This window comes from Parasphingorhabdus sp., assembly GCF_048269865.1.
Taxonomy (GTDB): Bacteria; Pseudomonadota; Alphaproteobacteria; order Sphingomonadales; family Sphingomonadaceae; genus Parasphingorhabdus.
This window is the reverse complement of sequence record NZ_JBLWUA010000009.1, coordinates 22,164-38,504: the sequence shown is the minus strand read 5'-3', so window position 1 is coordinate 38,504 and position 16,341 is coordinate 22,164. Positions and strand designations below refer to the sequence as shown.

Genomic DNA, 16,341 nt, shown 5'->3' with positions numbered 1-16,341 from the left:
CGACCGCGTAATTTAACTGACTAGCTAAATAGGCAGCAGCTGGTCAAGGGTTATAGAGGGGGGCGGTCGGCCAGCGCCGCTGTCCTTGCTGCGGGCTTGCACCGCCGCATTCGCTCGCTAATATGCGTCATGCCAGATAATTCAGACACGCCAGAAAAATCCGACACAACCCCCGGTTCGGGACCAGACGCGTCGCGGCCGACCCGCAGCAGCGCTGGCGAGATAGCCACTGCTGTTCTGATCATCGTTGCGATCGGCGGTCTTGCCTGGCTTGCGGTCGAGCTGATCCGCTTCTTCCTGTTGGTGTTCGCGGCGGTCGTGATCGCCGCGGTGTTCGATGCGATTGCCAGCTGGCTTTGCCGCGTCACCGGCATGCCTCGCTGGCTTGGCCTGACCCTCTCTGTCACCGGCCTGTTCGCCTTGTTCGCAGGTGCCTTCCTGCTGTTCGGCTCGCAAATCACCAACGAATTCGAAACCATTCGCGCCACCGTTCCGCAAGCGGTGCAGAGCGTCGAGCAATTTCTCAACCAATATGGCATGGGTGACAAGGCGCGCGAACTGGTCGAGACCGGCAGCCAGGACATATCCCGGATCCTGTCCAGCGCTGGTGGCTTCGCTCTCGCTGCGGGCAGCGGCATTGCCGATTTCGTGCTGGTCGTTGTTGGCGCGATCTTTCTCGCCAGCGATCCGGCAACCTATCGTCGCGGCCTGCTGATGCTGATGCCGGCTCGCGCAGAACCGACCACCGCCAGAGCACTCGACGACAGCGGCAAGGGTCTGCGCGGCTGGATGATGGGCCAGGCGGTCTCCTCGCTGGTGGTGGGTGCGCTGACCTGGCTCGGTCTCGAACTGCTGGGCGTCCCTGCCGCCGGTGGCCTGGCGGTGGTTGCCGGCCTGCTCGATGTGATCCCGATGGTCGGTCCGGTGATCGCCGGCGTGCCGGCCGCGCTGCTCGCCTTCACGGTCTCGCCGATGACCGCGCTGTGGACCGTGCTGTTGTTCCTCGGAATCCAGCAGCTGCAGGGCAATTTTCTGCAACCGATGATCCAGAAACAGGCGGTCAATGTGCCGCCGGCGGTGCTGCTGTTCGCAGTGCTGGCGTGCGGCCTGCTGTTCGGCTTCATCGGCGTTCTGCTCGCTGCGCCGCTGACCATCGTGCTGTTCGTGACGGTGCAGCGCGTCTATGTCGAGGCGATACTGGGCAAATCGGTTGAAGTCGGCGGCAGCAGCTAGGCCAAGTGCGCCCGGAATAAAACCTCCGATCCTGCCCGGCGGGTCAGACTGCTGGATGTCGCATGCACCGGAACCCTCCACACCGGCTTCACCGCGCCGCCATTAACGTTTCCGATGTAATTAAACGCTAGAACGTAGTGATGAAATTAGCGACTATTACAAACTGGGCTTATGGTACGACAGTAGTCCTGACCGTAATCTCGGGCACCACGATGCTCATGGCTTCCAACGCGTTGGATCAGGAACGTGCTGCCGAAGCGCAGCGCTATCGGCTGGACAAGGCAACACATAATCTGGAGCATGACGCTTTTGCGCTGACCGGACAGGCGCGCCAATATGTCATCACCGAGGATCCCACGCATCTCGCGGTCTACCAACGGACTGCAGCGGAGCTGAAGGAAGTGGAAGACCGCTTGCGTGATGTCGATGACGCGGGGGCCGGACCTGATGAACTTAAGTCGCTCGAAGAGGCCTTGCGTTGGGTCGACAGCCTCCACGTTCAGCAAATTGCTGCGCTGGCGGCACAACAAAGCGGTGATACGGACAGGGCCCGGCAAATCATGTTCGGGGCCGAATATGAGCGAGAGCTCAACCGGGTCGAAGCGATGATTGATCGGTTTCAGTATCGGCTGGATGAGCGGACTGGCGCTGAAGTGAAAAAAGCGGCGGCAATTGCTCGTGCATGGAAGACGGTATCGGAAATCGTCCTTGCCTTGACCGGCCTGCTCTTTTTGTTTGTGTTATACTTCATATTTAAACGCCGCGTGCTGCGACCGGTGGTGCGACTGAGTGATGTGGTGAAGCGGTTGGCCGAGCAGGACTATACAGTTGAAGCGCCGACCAATGATCAGATTGACGAGATCGGGGATATGGCCGATGCTATCGAACTTTACCGCGAGAACGCAATCGAGCGCCAGCGGCTTGAGGTTGAGCGCGACGCCGAGCGTTTGACCAGAGATTTGCTGTCCCGGATGACGCAGCGGATGCAGGGGTGCGACAGCATGGCTGATCTAAAGGAAGTCATTCAGCGATTTGCCCCCGAAATCGTGCCGGGCCTCGCCGGACGGCTCTACCTGCTCGACGCATCGCGCAACGCCATGGTGGAGGCTTGCTCCTGGCTCTCGCCTGGCTATTCGCGATCCGAATTTTCGGCGCTGTCCTGTTGGGGCTTGCGTCGCGGCCTGCCGCATCGGCCGGGTGGTAAGGCGGTAGACGTCCCCTGCGAACATCTGCAGCTTGGTAATGATCCCCTGATCGATTCCATCTGTCTTCCGTTGACTATCCAGCAGGAGACGCTTGGATTGCTCTATTTTGAGCCGGTCAACCCGGAAGAAGAGATGGCCGAAGTTCCTGAAATCCGGCTTCGCATGCTCTCCGAGAATATCGGTTTGGCGCTGGCAAATATGCGTTTGCGGGACGCGCTGCGCGAGATGGCGATGGCTGACCCGCTCACGGGCCTTGCCAACCGCAGGCAATTGGATGCGGTGCTGAAACACGAACTCGCCGAGGCCGAACGACTGAACGAGCCGATAAGTTGCCTGATGATCGATGTTGATCATTTCAAACAGTTCAACGATCGCTTTGGCCATGATGCCGGCGACGCCGTGCTGCGCGAGGTGGGCAGCACGTTGCGGGATCTCACGCGCGACGACAAGGCCGCCTTCCGCTACGGCGGCGAAGAGTTCGTGCTGCTGATGCCGGGCGTCGGGTCCAACGCGGCTTTGGCGCGCGCTGAGGACATTCGGGAGCGGATCAGCGATCTCAGGATCCAATATGGCAGCGACGAATTGGGGCCGATCACCGTGTCGGTTGGCGTCGCCAGTCTGCCCGAGCATTGTGGCGCAGAAGATCTTGTGAAAATGGCCGACAACGCGCTGCGGCAGGCCAAATCAAGCGGCCGCAATCGCGTGGAGACCGCGGTGCACCGCATGAACGCGGCCTGATCGCCTGGCCGGGCAGAGGCTGCGCGGGCCCCAAATTACAGGGATAGGTGAGTCCATCATTTTGCTTGCTGAAACCACCGGTATAGCCTCGGCGCTGGCTCCGCCTTCCGGGCCCCTATGACGCAGCTGGTTTGACCGGTTGGCGGCCAGTTTAGCTCCGTGCCACCGGCCTATTCGCGGATAACCCGCGACGGTTTGGTTCCGCCCGGATTGCATTCCCGCCGGCGCTGCTCCTCATAGGCGGCATAGCGTCCGTGCGCGGCGTTCATCTGTCCGGTTATTTTTGATTTCTCCTTGAAGGACATACCGGTTTCGTCGATCGCAAAGAGGCGTTTCAGCTCTGCCTGCATCTCCTGAAACATCCGCGAATCCTCAGCATCGCGACCGCAGAACTCCAGACGCATCGACGACGGATTCTGCGGCTGGGACCGGCTGCTGCCGGATGAACCCGATGATGCTGACCGGGACGGGGCGCTGTTCTGGGATGTGGTCCCGCTGCCGGACCTGCTTCCGGCAGAAGAGGATCCTGCCGCCCGCTGGCGCGAACCCGCTGCGTTCTGTACCCGGCTGCCATTGCGGTTTGCTTTGCGGGCTTCGCGCTCGCGATTCCAGCTTGCCTGTCGTTCGATACGGGCCAGATTCTCGCGGGTGCGGGCGCGTTCGCGCGCCATATTCTGTGCCCTTACCTGGTTGTTATATTCATTGAGCCCGGACGCCACACCGCTGAGCACCATCGACGCCATGCCCAGCCAGTCGACCCGGTTGCGGCGCTTCTCCGCCAGACGCCTGCGTTCGGCCCGCGCAGCCCGCTCACGCCGCTCGCGTTCTTCGCGCGCCTTGCGTTCTGCGATCTGCCGCTGCCGCTCCAGAAAGCGCTCGCGGCCCTGAGTGTAACGCATTTCGGCTGTTCGCCCACTGGCGTCGGTGCGGGTAGGGTCTGCCCCGCCGGCGACCAGCACGCGGACCAGGTTGCGCTGGGCGCTGGACATCGTACGGCTCGGATCAGGATAGGCCCGGTCCAGCGGCGTGCGACCGCTGTCGTCGGGGAGGTTGCCGTCGGCCCCTGCCGCCAGCAGCGCCGCGACGACACCGGCATGCTCCTCCTCCAGCGCGAGGTCGAGCAGGCGCGGCTGGCCAGCTATTTTCGTCTCAGCCTCCACACCGGTCGCCAGCAACCGCTTCGTCGCTTCCACCGACCCTCCGGCGACAGCCAGATATATTGGCGCCGCCTTCACCTGCGGGGCTGCCCCCGCCGGATCCCATCCGCGGCTCATGAATCCCTCGAGCAGCGCGTCGAGCGCCAGTCCGCGTCCGGTCTCGTTGCGGGCCTGCATCGCCACCAGCACCGGCGTCACGCCATTGGGGTCTGTGCCGTCTATTTTCGCACCGGCATCCAGCAGTAGGTCTATCAGCGCAAAATCGCCCCGCGGGACGCTTGAAATTGCGGCGAAGTGGATCGGCAGATGGCCTTGCTTGTTCGCCGCGTTCACATCCGCCCCGCCTTTCACGAACAGTTCCGCCAACGCCAAATCCCCATTGGTCAGCGCAATGTGCAGGGGGGTATTGCCGCGCGGATCGGTAAAGGCGGCAAAATCGTAGCGCCTTGCCGCGATCCGCTGGATCAGGTCGACCGGCGCGCCGATCGTCACCGCCCGCATCATGATATAGGGCCACAGACGATAGCGGGACGGCGTGTCGTCTATCAGCTGGTTCAGCATCGCCCGGTGCCGCTCCATATTGGCGCTGTCCGACAGGATCACCGCCATCAGGTCCGCGGTCTTGAAAATCTTCTTGGGCGCGCCGCTCGCGGTACCCGCAAAATAGCCGGCGAGCAGTTCGCGCACGCCCTTTCTGGCATTGCGCGCCATCTGACCGTTCGGATCGGCGCGGTAGCTGATGGCAAGCGCGGGATCGGTCGGTGCTACCCCGACATAACCCGCCGCTTCTCCGGATGCGGTCCGAAGCGACGTAGACTCGAGAAACGAAGCCCAGTCATAGACCAGACCGCTGGCCGCTCGCGCACGCCATGTCGGCTGCAGGTCTCTGGCCAGCAGGTCGAACGACTTGCGCACAGCCTTGCCGAGATTTTTGTCGCAGGTCTCGGTGCCCTTGTGGGTGATGAATTCCGAGGTCAGCGTTACGCAGACGTGATCCTTGTTCTGGAATATATAGCGCCCGGTCGGCACATATTGGCCGCGCAACATCTGGGCGCGGATGAAGCTGCTTGCCGGCAGGTCGGGAGAGAATTCCGCCACGTTGCTGAACCGGCGCTCTACCTCTGCCATGACCGCCGCACGGAACGCCGCATCGGAATTCTTTCCTGCCGGCACGCCTTTCAGTTCGGGATGCGCGACCACCGTCGGGGCGATCTGCACCACCATACTCATGTCGATCGGCTCGGCGCTGGCCAGGGACGGTAGCAGCGCCGCTGCAGATGCGCTGGCCATCGCCAGCAGATTGCGTGTTATCGGGCGCCTCACTGGCCGCCTGCGGCCTCGATGCTTGCCAGCGAAGCCTTCAGGCGGTCAATCTCCTTGCGCATCAGTTCCACGCTGTTGCCCAGCGTTGCCCCGGCCCTTTTCATCTCGGCCATATAGTCCGGTCCCAGCTTCACAGCGTCCATCATGATCGGTTGCCCGAGCGGGTTGATATTGCCGCTGCGCGCGCCCTGGTCGATCAGCCAGCGCAGGCGCTCCAGCCGTTCGGGCAGGCTTGTCTGGCGCGGCAGGCAATAGCCTGCCAGCGTTTCCGGAGTCTGATATTGATCCAGCTCCGCATTCCCGAAAATAAAGCCGTCACCGTAGACCAGCTGGTCAATCGGACGCACGCCGGCCGGACCTTCCTTATTGACGTCGGCGCCGAGCCCGATCAGTTGTTCCAGCACATCGATCCCGCACGGCCCTTGGCCTGCGGTCAGGCAAGACAGGAACACCGACCCGATCGGCGTAGTCCCGTGGGTTTCCTTGGTCACCGCCTCCTTCAGCTTCGGCTTGCGCTTGATCAGGTCGGCAAGACCGGTCGCCGTCAGTCGCCCGGCCATTGACAGGTTGAGCAGTTCCAGCGAACCATCGCCATAGCGATATTGGTCCTTGGTCGCGTGCGCGTCCTGAATATCGGCCATCTCGTTGACACAGGGGCCCTGCTGGGCATGAACCGGCGCAGCCAAGCTAATCGCCGCGATACCCGTCAGAGCGGCCAGGCGGCGACGCAAACGGAGCCGGCTCATTGGTGCGCCTCCAGCAGCGCAAGCCGCTTCTCGTACAGCTCCAGGGTCTTGCGGAAAATCGCGGCCGTGGAGACGCCGTTGTCGTTCACCGGGTTCGGATCGGCACCCGCCGCGACCAGCAGCTTGATATAGGCCGGACCGGCAACCATCGCGTTGGACATTGCCATCTTGCTCGTCGGGTCCGCGCCATTGTCGATCAGATACTGGACTATGCGCAGCCGCTCCTCCGGCGTCGCGCGCACATCGGGGATGGACCCCAGCTTCACCTGATCGCGGAACATCTTCTCACCTTCCGGCCGGTCATAGACCGTGCCGGCGAGCGCATAGAGCAGCGGGGTCAGCGCCGGCTGGCCGTTCGACAGCACCGGGCGGGCATCGGGATCAGCCCCAGCTTCCACCAGCAGCTCGATCATAGCGAGACTTGCATTCGGGGCGATGGCCGCCATGCCGAGAAGTTCGGTAATAGCCCGCACATCGGTCGTCAGAGACGATTGCATCACATAGTCGGGATTTTCGGCGAGCAGGGCGCGCATCGCTTCGACATCACCCTTTTGCGCATGGCGCATCGCATGGACCGGCACCATCGGATCCTGTGCCTGTACCGGCGCCGCCAGGCTCAGGCTGAGCGCCGCAGCCACAAGAATTTGCAATAATTTCACCCCGAATCCCCCCGTTACTTCAATGACTTAATACGGCAGAAGGGGGGTGACTTGTCAACTTGACAGAAACGGACAGGGGCGTGGCGCGGCTCGACGATCAAGCCGGACTTTTGCCGCGATGGCTCTGTTCGCCCGCAAGTCGAATGCTATTTATGCCATTGGTTCCCGCTGGCCCGGCGCTTTGCCGGTGGCCGGTTTGACAGGGACAAGCTGCCGGTGTAGCCTTGCCGACAGTTCGGTCCTTTTGGGCCCAATGACGCAGCTGGTTTGACCGGTGACCGACCGACACATGCCGTGGTCGGATTACCGCCAGAGCCTCGGCAGGCTCGGTTCAGACGACGGGTACGGCCCGCCAATAATGATTTCGATTGAGGAGAGATTTTTTCAACGGTCAATGGACCGGCGGATATGGCTGTGCCGATCCGCTGTTCAGCAGATGAGGATATGCTTTCGTCTCAATGCTAGAAATCGACAATATTTTCTCGTTTCTCAACGGATTGCCACCGTCCGTTTGCATTGCCCTGCTGCTCGCCACCGCTTTCGCCATTCTCTGGTCGCTCCGATATCTGATCCTGGTCTCCGCCTCGAAAGTGATGGCAGGCGGCCAGCCGGGCAAAAGCACGATCATGGTCGAAGCGCTGCGACTGCCACTGACGATGGTGGTGGTCGCGCTCCTGCTCGTATTGCTTCAGCATGCGTGGGATCATTTTGGTTTGGGCGGCGAGCGGCTGGAGTCGATCAGCGCGATCACCGCGCAATTGCTGCTGACTCTGGCGCTGATCGTCTTTCTCGACCGGCTTTCGATCGGATCGCTGGACCGCTATTCCGACAAATCCGCTCTGCTGAAAAACAGCAACAGCCTGATCAAAGGTTCGATCCGCATCGCCATTCTGGGCATTGGTATACTGGTGATGCTCGGGACGCTGGGCATCTCGGTCACGCCGATCATTGCCTCGCTGGGGATTGCCTCGCTTGCCGTCGCGCTGGCCCTGCAACCGACGCTGGAGAATTTCTTCTCCGGCGTGCAGCTGATTGCCGACAAGCCGATCCGGGTCGGCGATTTCATCGAACTGGAATCCGGGGAACAGGGCTTTGTCGAGAAAATCGGCTGGCGCTCGACCTGGATCAAGATGCTGCCGAACAATATCATCATCATGCCGAACAGCGTCCTCGCCCAGTCGAAGCTGATCAATTATTATTACCCGGCGAAAGAGCTGTCTGTCCCGGTAGAGGTCGGTGTCCATTATGACTCGGATCTGGAACTGGTCGAGCAGATCACTCTGGAGGTTGCCCGTCACATTCTGAAGACCCACAAATGGGGCGTTCCCGATTACGACACCTTCGTCGTCTATCACACGTTCGACCAGTCCAGCATCAACTTCACGGTGATGCTGCGCGCCCAGGAATATTTCAACCGCTTCTTCATCAAGTCGGAATTCATCAAGGCGCTGCACGCCCGCTACCGGCAGGAAGGCATCGTCATCCCTTATCCAATCCGTGCCCTCAACACGCAGCAGGAATCGGCCGAGTTTCCCGTGCGCGGGGACGACTAGCCGCGCAGGAAGCGAGGGACGCCGAACCGCGAGACGGGGGAGGCGCCAAGCGTTCTTAGCTGTCCCCCCTCCCGTCGATGCGGAAGCCTAGGAAGTGGGTAAGCGCCTGGCAGCCTCCTCAACCGCAAGCCGGGTTTGCTCCTGCATCCAGGGGGTAGCGGCCTGAAATGCCTCGACCAGTTCCGGCCCGGCTCCTTGGGGCGTGCCGCTATCGAAGGGTGGCGCCGGCGCATATTCCAGGATCAGTTGAACCCGCTTGGCGGTTTCTTCGTCGGCGAGCTGCGCCACAAGAGACAGGCCAAAGTCGAGTCCGGCCGTCGCCCCGCCACCGGTCATCCGGTTGCGGTCGATGACGACGCGGTCGTCGACATGGTTCGCGCCGAGCTGCGGCAGCAGATGCGTCACCGTCCAGTGCGATGTGGCATCATAGCCGCGCAACAGTCCGGCTGCCCCGAGAAGCAGGCTGCCGGTGCACACGCTCGTCACCCATTTGGCCCGTTCTCCCGTCCGCCGGACGAATTCCAGAGTTTCCGGGTCCCGCATCGCATCAACCGTCCCCATCGTGCCGCCCGGCACGAACAGCACATCGATGTCATCGGGTATGTCGGCAAAGCTGTGCGTCGCCGCGATCGGCAATCCGACATCGGTGTTGACCGGCTGCTTGTCCTTGCCGACCAGCATGATGTTGGTCCGTGCAATCTTGAACATGGTCATCGGGTTTATCAGGTCCAGCGCCACCATCCGCGGGAAGACCAGCATCGCGATCTTGGGCGCATCTTCCGGGATCGGCGGCATTTTACCGGTCTTGTCATGCGCGGCAGCCGGAGGGGCACCTATGGCTCCTGTCGCTCCGGCAAGCGCAGCGAGGGCGAGTATCTGGCGTCGGTCAAGTTTCATCATTGGTCTCCAAAGCGGTAGGCGAGGCTGATCGTAGCCCGGCGCAAGTTAGCGGCATAGCAGGTCCCGGCCGACGGGCAGGCGGCAACATAGGCCTTGTTGAAAAGGTTCGACACATTGGCCGCCAGCCTGAGGTTCGCAAAGTCGTAATGCAGCGCGGCATCGAACACGGTGGCGGACGGGACAACCAGATTATTGCTGGTATCGGCATAGCTCTTGCCAGTGTGTCTGACTCCGGCTCCGAACCCCAGGCCCGGCAGGAAGCTGCCTTCTGGCAGGGTATAGTCGACGAAAGCCGATGCCGAGAACTCTGGACCGGCCGGTGGTGCCAGCCCAATCAGTGCGGGATCGCCCTCGATATTCTTGATATCAAAGACGGTGAGCGCAGCGGTCACGTTCAGCGTCTCCAGCGGCCGGGTCTGGATCTCGATCTCGCCACCGCGGGAGCGGACCAGTCCGCTCTGGCTCTGGTTGCGCGGAAAGCCGGGGACGGGATTTGCCGTGAGCACGCCGTCGCGCCGGATCGAGAACAGCGAGGCGGTGGCCAGCAGCGGGAAACCGCGGGCCTCATATTTTATCCCCGCTTCCCAGGCTTCACCGGTCTCCGGCGCATAAGCAGTTCCGCTGGCCTGATCGATACCGAAGACCGGCGTGAACGAGGTTGCGTAGCTCACAAATGGCGCCAGCCCGCTTCCGGTCAGATAGCTCAGTCCCGCGCGATAGGTCGTTTTCTCGTCATCCTGCAGGGTCGGAGGGCCGCCGTTGCGGATGCTGGTGGAACTGATCCAGTCGTGCCGCAGCGAGAACAGACCGGTCAGATTGCCCAGCGTGATCCGATCCTGCACATACAGGCCGGTCCGGCCCAGCTTCTGTTCGGTTACATTCGGTGCTCCCAGCGCCGACAGCGTCACGCCATAGACCGGATCGAATATGTCCAGCCGGGGTGCTCCGCCCGACGCCTGCGCGCTTTGCGTCTGCGACCAGGCATAATCGATTCCGCCCAGCACGACATGCGTGAGCGGCCCGGTCGCAAAGCGGCCGTCGAGGTGATTGTCGACCGTGACATTGTCGAGCCAGGCATCCTGAAACGAATTGCCGCGGGTGATATAGACCTTGTCACCCTCAATCACCGGATTGCCGGAAAACTGTCCGTACAGCCCCGCATAGATCAGGTCGATCTCGGCATAGCGCCCGTTCGAAACGAAGCGCACCGCATCGCTCAGCTGCGTTTCCAGGGTATAGCCGATTTCGGTCTGATCGCGATCATAGCGGTCCACAGCCGGGTCGGAGACGAACAGGTCGACCGGTATCCGCCGCCCGTCGGGCAGGGGAGTGACAAAGCCGGCATAGGGCAGAAAGCCGGTCGGCCGCTGCGACCGATCCCTTGTATAGCTCCCGCGCATCGTCAGGCTCACGCCCGGCAACGGTGTCCAGCCCAGCGCCAGCCCACCGAAGCTGCGATTGTCTTCGGCAAGCTCCACCTGCGTGTCGCCCCGCCGGACCAGTGCGTTGGCGCGGATCGCCAGCGTATCCGACAGGGACGCGCCGACATCCGCCGATCCGTACCAGCTGCCATATTCGTCGGCTCCGACCTTCACGACCGCGCGATTGCGACCATCCGGCTGCTTGCTGACGATATTGACCATGCCCCCGGCGCTGCCGCCGCCGTATAGCACTGAGGACGGGCCTTTCAGCACTTCCAGCCGTTCGATCCCCTCGGCCGGTGTCGCCCAGGACAGGAACGCACCTGAATTGGTCAGCACCAGCCCGTCTTTGTACAGGTTCTCGTTGCGAAAGCCGCGGATCTGGTAATATTCGATCCGGGTGTCGCTGCCGAAACTCTGCGACCGCACACCGGATGTGTAGTTTAGCGCCTCGGCCACGGTGCGCAGGTTCAGCGCTTCGATAAAATCATCTTCGACCACCGATATCGCTTGCGGTGTGGTCAGGATATCGCCGCCATCCTTGGTGGCATTGATCTCGTCTCCGGCGACGAAATTCTGGCCGGTGACGACGATCGTCGACCGGTCGCCGCTGGCGGATTCATCATCCTCCGCCCAGGCGGGCGCAGTCAGGCAACCGCCGCCCAGCAGAGCGATGATGGTGGATTGTCTGAGGACGCGGGGAACAGACAAGAGGGCGCGGCCACGGGGGCGCTTCATATTTAAATACATGGAATTTCTCCGACAGTCCGGCGCGCACCGCGGGCGCGGGCCGGTGGGACCAACACATCAGCTTAGATTGTCAGACAGCTGTCGGTGGTCCGCGCAATGGCGGGCGGAGATGGGATAAAAGCGGGAAGGGCAGGCGCGTGACCGGCAGCCGGCCGAGCACCAGCAGAAAGGCAAAGGCGGCCGCCAGCAGAATGAGGTCGGCCACGCCCATGGCAACCTTGGCAAGACCGGAAAAGCCGCAATGCTCGCCCCGCTTGCCGTCGTCGGCATGACCGCTGCCCGGCGCCTTGCCCGGAATGGCAACCTGCATCTGCTTGATACCGCCGGTGCTCTCGGAACAGATGGTCACGGTCATGAAACCGTCCCCGGAAGCCGCGACCATGTATCCGGAGGGAACGACAGCTTTCAGGAAAAACGCCAGCACGATCAGCGCCTTGGCAAGGAAGAGATGCTCTCGAATCAGGGCGCGCAAGGACTGCATAGGCGCAAGGCCCTATAGGCCGGTGACGGATCTGTCAGCAGCAAAATTGCAGCGGCGCAACGCCGGCAGCGTCAATGTAAAGCCATCAAGCGACGGATCGCTCAGCGCGGCTTCTTTGCAATGGTGGCGTTGAAATCGGGGTCCTTCTTCGCCACCCAGTCGACAAATTTGCGCACTGCCGGATCGGCGAGCAGCCCCTCGACATCCATACCGTGGCGCTGCAGCTCGCTGTTGGTGAACTGGGTGATCAACATCTGCTGGCAGATCGGATGCATCGGCACCACCTCGCGCCCGCCCCGGCTTTTCGGTACCGGGTGATGCCAGACGATCGTGGTACCTGTCGGCCGGCCGCACAGCCAGCACGCCGGAATCTCTGGCGGAGCCTCGTCTTCTTCGGGCTGCAGATCCCGATAGCCGCCATGTTTCGAATGTTTGCGGGCCATAGGTCTAGTACCTGTTTTAGGGGAGGTGAGGAAAGTGCGTAGAAGGATGAATGCGATATTGCCAGACAAAGCTGGCTGGAGCGAAACACCCTGATGCGCTGCTTGCGCCCAACCATCGTTACATTCCGGTCGGCCAACAAGCTGACCGGAATCTGCAGTTGGCCAAATGCCGTTAAAGACCATCAGCACAAAGGCCAGTAGATGGTCCATAACAAGGCAGGCGGCGCCGGCAAGTGGAACCATTTGAGCGGTCGCAAGTTAACCTATTGATGACGCCAAATATCCTACTCGACGATCCGGAAAACGGACCGCCTTGGAACCAGGTATGCGGTGGCGGTCAAATTCTGGTCACTTCGATTCATGCCGGTCATAACATCCGAATGGAATTGCAGCCGTGGCTCGCGATCGGGGAAAAAGATCGTCTTCGCGAAGAAGATCCGATGACCGATTATTTTCTGACCGTTGCCGACAATCTGATCCGTGCAAACCGCTCTCGGTTCGAATGCGATTTGAACCGGGCACGGGACCGCTGCATTTCCGCCAATCCGGATGATACGTGGGGCCTGAAGATCTGGGCTGATGATCTGCCAGAGGAGCAGATGGAAAACTCGCGGCTAATTCATGACGCGTTTTACGACATGGCGCGCAAGCAATGTGATCAGCTGATCGCTGAATATGGCCGCATTCTGATACTCGATTTGCACAGCTATAACCATCGCCGCAACGGGCCTGACGGGGAGCGCGAACCACGGCCTGAAAATCCCGATATTGATATCGGCGCCACCACCCTCGACAAATCTGTCTATGGCGAGCTTCTGGAGCGGATGACGAAAAAGCTGCGCAGTGTTCCCTTGCTGGGACAAACGCCCGATGTCCGCGAAAACAAGCGTTTTCCGGATGGCGGCAATTTCCCCGAATGGCTCGCTGATATCTACGGTGAAAAAGCCTGCGTCATGACCCTGGAATATAAGAAAGTGTTCATGGACGAGTGGGGCGACACCGCGAATATTCTGGCTTTGCAGCATCTGCGTGCCGGGCTGACGGCCGCAGTTCAGGAAGCCGACACATGGCTGAAGGAGACACGATGACCGCGCAGGTTCAACATAAAGACAATTCGTCTGGCTTTGCAATGTCCGGCCCCGCCGAAGCTATTGATCAGACGCTGGTTGAACTGGACGCGGAACTGGACTGGCTCACGCGGCTGACCCCGAGCAACATGGGCGCTCTGTGGGATGCCTTTTGCGAGAGCAATTACAACGCCATGCCGGCACTGGAATATCAGGACGTGGATATCGACCTGGAAGCATTGCGCCGGAAATTACTGGGATTGCCGGTGCATGATATCGATGATCCGTTGATCGAAACATTGCTGATCGAGAAGCAACGCGAAATTGACCGCCAGATAGAATTGGTCCGCATGCGCGCACGCGACGGTATCATCATCGCGAGTATCGACCTGTTTGGCGCCGTTGACAGCACGCTGCTCGATGATGCGCTCCGGATACTCGAACAGGTTCCGCAAATCGAAACCGCACCTAGGGACAGCAGCGCAGAGGATTTTGTCAAAGCTGCCGCGCTCGAAATGGAATATTATCACGGGCAGGATCCCGATTTCGGGTTTCAAGTAAAAGTGAACCCGAACAGCGGCGGTACGCTGTTTACCTCCAGTGGCGATCTATATGTCGCGCATGATTACCGTACAGCGAAAGCGCGGATCGATCCGCTCATTCAACATGAAATTGGTACCCACTCCGTCACCTGGCATAATGGCAAGCGCCAGCCGCTGAACGTCTTGCGGTGCGGTCTGCCCGACTATGATGCCCTGCAGGAAGGTCTGGCGGTAATGGGCGAGTATCTGTCCGGCTATCTGCCGCCCGAACGACTGAGAATGCTGGCTGCGCGCGTTGTCGCTGCCGACATGGCGGTCAATGAAGTGCCGGTCGTGCAAATTTTCGCGCGCTTGAATGACGAATTTGGCTTCGACAAATTCCGCTCCTTTGACACCGCCATCCGCGCGGTGCGCGGCGGCGGGCTGACCAAGGATGCCTTATATCTGAAAGGTCTGGTCGAGCTTCTGGCCTATCTCCACCATGGCGGCGACTTCGAAACGCTGTTTATCGGCAAATTTGCCCTCAAGCAGCTGCCGATACTGGAAAAACTGCTGGAACGCGGCATGCTCGTTCCGCCCGCATTACTGCCTCGCTATATAAGCAAGCCGCGCGCTGTCCAGCGGCTGGAGAACGTCCGCAATATGGATATCACCGCCCTCTACCAGGAGCACCCCGCGCCATGAAAATCATCTTCGTCATCAACAATATCGCCACCGAAAAAGACGACTACACGACGATCAGGCTGGGGCGCAAAGCCGTCGCCCGGGGCCATGAGGTCGCGTTGATCAGCCTCGGCGATTTCATTTATGATTCCGATGGCAGCATCTGCGCGATGGCCACTGTCTCGGAGCAGAAGAAATTCAAATCGGACACCACCTTTCTCGCGCATCTGCAGGATGGCGGGGAAAAGCAGAGAATTTCGGTCGGCGACTATGATATCATGATGCTGCGCTCCGATCCTGCCGAAGAGCTGACCGACCGCAGCTGGGCCCCGCCTTCCGCCTTGTTGTTCGCGCAACTTGCCGCAGCCCAGGGGGTGATCGTCCTCAATGACCCCGGTCATTTGACCGATGCCGTCAACAAGACCTATTTCCAGCATTTTCCGGAGGCCTTGCGCCCGACAACCTGCATCACCCGCGAAGAAAACGAAGTGCGGAAATTTGTCGAAGATCAGGGCGGCAAGGCGGTGATAAAGCCGCTTCAGGGCTCCGGCGGGCAAGGCGTGTTCATCATCGATGACAATAACAAGCAGAATCTCAACCAGATCGTCGAAGCCGTGACCCGGGATGGCTATGCGATTGTGCAGGAATATCTACCCGCCGCAGCGGATGGCGATGTCCGCATGATTACGATCAACGGAAAGCCGCTGCAGGTCGACGGCACCTATGCCTGTCTCCACCGGTTCAGCCAGACCGACGATCATCGCTCCAACATATCGGCCGGCGGCGGTTCCAAGATGATTGCGCCGACCGAAGAGATGCTGAAAGTCGCCAGTCTCGCGGCGCCCAAGCTGATTGCCGACGGCATGTATTTTTGTGGCCTCGACATTGTGGGCAACAAGATGATGGAGATCAATGTCGATACGCCTGGCGGGCTGAATTATATGGAAGACGAATGTGGCGTCGATTTCTCCGGCGCGATACTCGACGACATGGAACATAAGGTTCTCCTGCAGAAACAATATGGCGGGAAACTGACCAACCGGCGCATCGCAATGAGCTACAGCTGAAGATCGACGCCGGGGACGACTAACGGCATTAGCGACCAGCCGCCGGGTTCAATCTGGAAACCCATCGAAGACCGGGCCGCCCATGTCTGAGCTGCGCCTGAGAAGGTGCATCGCAATTTATCTGTCCGAAATAGCCGATTACACCATCGTCGAATGCGGCATCTAGCACGCTCGCCGGGATCTCGGCCAGCTGCACGCGCTCCCTGCTCGCCCACCTGCAGTTCGGCCGCCGCGCCGATGAAGTAGCCCCCGGCATGCGCCGCATCTGCCGGTAGGCGCATGTTGTCTTTGACAGGGCTATGGACGATCAGTTGCTTGTAGCGCGCGTGCTGCATCAAAGCATGGATTTTGAGCAGCATTTTTGAGGGTTGCTGTGCCGGTGTACTTTCCAAG

General features: G+C 60.7%; 14 protein-coding genes. 6 read left to right on the top strand and 8 right to left on the bottom strand.

Going from position 1 to position 16,341, the window contains the following annotated elements:
* Positions 1 to 129: 129 nt before the first annotated feature.
* Positions 130 to 1,233 (top strand): AI-2E family transporter, encoded by a 1,104-nt coding sequence (locus tag ACN0WW_RS12920; RefSeq protein WP_417613142.1) that lies wholly within the window; start codon positions 130 to 132, stop codon positions 1,231 to 1,233.
* Between the two features lie 140 nt (positions 1,234 to 1,373).
* Positions 1,374 to 3,176 (top strand): diguanylate cyclase, encoded by a 1,803-nt coding sequence (locus ACN0WW_RS12915; RefSeq protein ID WP_417613140.1) that lies wholly within the window; start codon positions 1,374 to 1,376, stop codon positions 3,174 to 3,176.
* Between the two features lie 170 nt (positions 3,177 to 3,346).
* On the opposite strand, the gene ACN0WW_RS12910 is transcribed toward ACN0WW_RS12915, so the two are convergent.
* The 3 genes from ACN0WW_RS12910 to ACN0WW_RS12900 are packed head-to-tail and all read right to left on the bottom strand — an operon-like array spanning position 3,347 to position 7,061.
* On the bottom strand, positions 3,347 to 5,656 hold the full coding sequence (locus tag ACN0WW_RS12910; RefSeq protein ID WP_417613138.1) for an ankyrin repeat domain-containing protein: 2,310 nt from the start codon (positions 5,654 to 5,656) through the stop codon (positions 3,347 to 3,349).
* Positions 5,653 to 6,402 (bottom strand): hypothetical protein, encoded by a 750-nt coding sequence (locus ACN0WW_RS12905; protein WP_417613136.1) that lies wholly within the window; start codon positions 6,400 to 6,402, stop codon positions 5,653 to 5,655. Before ACN0WW_RS12905 ends, ACN0WW_RS12910 begins: the two co-directional genes overlap by 4 nt.
* A complete protein-coding gene (locus tag ACN0WW_RS12900) occupies positions 6,399 to 7,061 on the bottom strand; it encodes a hypothetical protein (protein ID WP_417613134.1) in 663 nt (220 codons plus the stop codon). The genes ACN0WW_RS12905 and ACN0WW_RS12900 overlap by 4 nt, the downstream gene beginning before the upstream one ends.
* A gap of 458 nt (positions 7,062 to 7,519) precedes the next feature.
* Here ACN0WW_RS12900 and ACN0WW_RS12895 point away from each other — a divergent pair, with 458 nt between their 5' ends.
* A complete protein-coding gene (locus ACN0WW_RS12895) occupies positions 7,520 to 8,614 on the top strand; it encodes a mechanosensitive ion channel family protein (protein ID WP_417613132.1) in 1,095 nt (364 codons plus the stop codon).
* A gap of 87 nt (positions 8,615 to 8,701) precedes the next feature.
* Here the strand turns inward: ACN0WW_RS12895 and ACN0WW_RS12890 are convergent, their stop codons facing one another.
* The 4 genes from ACN0WW_RS12890 to ACN0WW_RS12875 all read right to left on the bottom strand — a co-directional run bounded on the left by ACN0WW_RS12890 (position 8,702) and on the right by ACN0WW_RS12875 (position 12,609).
* Positions 8,702 to 9,514 (bottom strand): DJ-1/PfpI family protein, encoded by an 813-nt coding sequence (locus tag ACN0WW_RS12890; protein ID WP_417613130.1) that lies wholly within the window; start codon positions 9,512 to 9,514, stop codon positions 8,702 to 8,704.
* Positions 9,511 to 11,685, bottom strand: a complete 2,175-nt coding sequence (locus ACN0WW_RS12885) for a TonB-dependent siderophore receptor (protein ID WP_417613128.1) — start codon at positions 11,683 to 11,685, stop codon at positions 9,511 to 9,513. Before ACN0WW_RS12885 ends, ACN0WW_RS12890 begins: the two co-directional genes overlap by 4 nt.
* Before the next feature lie 70 nt (positions 11,686 to 11,755).
* Positions 11,756 to 12,166, bottom strand: coding sequence for a DUF2946 family protein (locus ACN0WW_RS12880; RefSeq protein WP_417613126.1), 411 nt, complete (start codon positions 12,164 to 12,166; stop codon positions 11,756 to 11,758).
* Positions 12,167 to 12,267: 101 nt separating this feature from the next.
* Positions 12,268 to 12,609, bottom strand: coding sequence for a hypothetical protein (locus ACN0WW_RS12875; protein ID WP_417613124.1), 342 nt, complete (start codon positions 12,607 to 12,609; stop codon positions 12,268 to 12,270).
* A gap of 269 nt (positions 12,610 to 12,878) precedes the next feature.
* Here ACN0WW_RS12875 and ACN0WW_RS12870 point away from each other — a divergent pair, with 269 nt between their 5' ends.
* From ACN0WW_RS12870 to ACN0WW_RS12860, 3 genes are read left to right on the top strand one after another with little or no spacing between them, the layout of a single operon-like run.
* Positions 12,879 to 13,697, top strand: a complete 819-nt coding sequence (locus ACN0WW_RS12870; RefSeq protein WP_417613122.1) for an N-formylglutamate amidohydrolase — start codon at positions 12,879 to 12,881, stop codon at positions 13,695 to 13,697.
* Entirely contained in the window at positions 13,676 to 14,902 is a 1,227-nt protein-coding gene (locus tag ACN0WW_RS12865) for a tyrosine/phenylalanine carboxypeptidase domain-containing protein (protein WP_417613120.1), read from the top strand. The genes ACN0WW_RS12870 and ACN0WW_RS12865 overlap by 22 nt, the downstream gene beginning before the upstream one ends.
* A complete protein-coding gene (locus ACN0WW_RS12860) occupies positions 14,899 to 15,948 on the top strand; it encodes a glutathione synthase (RefSeq protein WP_417613118.1) in 1,050 nt (349 codons plus the stop codon). The genes ACN0WW_RS12865 and ACN0WW_RS12860 overlap by 4 nt, the downstream gene beginning before the upstream one ends.
* On the opposite strand, the gene ACN0WW_RS12855 is transcribed toward ACN0WW_RS12860, so the two are convergent.
* On the bottom strand, positions 15,939 to 16,340 hold the full coding sequence (locus tag ACN0WW_RS12855; protein ID WP_417613116.1) for a hypothetical protein: 402 nt from the start codon (positions 16,338 to 16,340) through the stop codon (positions 15,939 to 15,941). The two genes, ACN0WW_RS12860 and ACN0WW_RS12855, sit on opposite strands and share 10 nt — an antisense overlap.
* Position 16,341 lies beyond the last annotated feature (1 nt).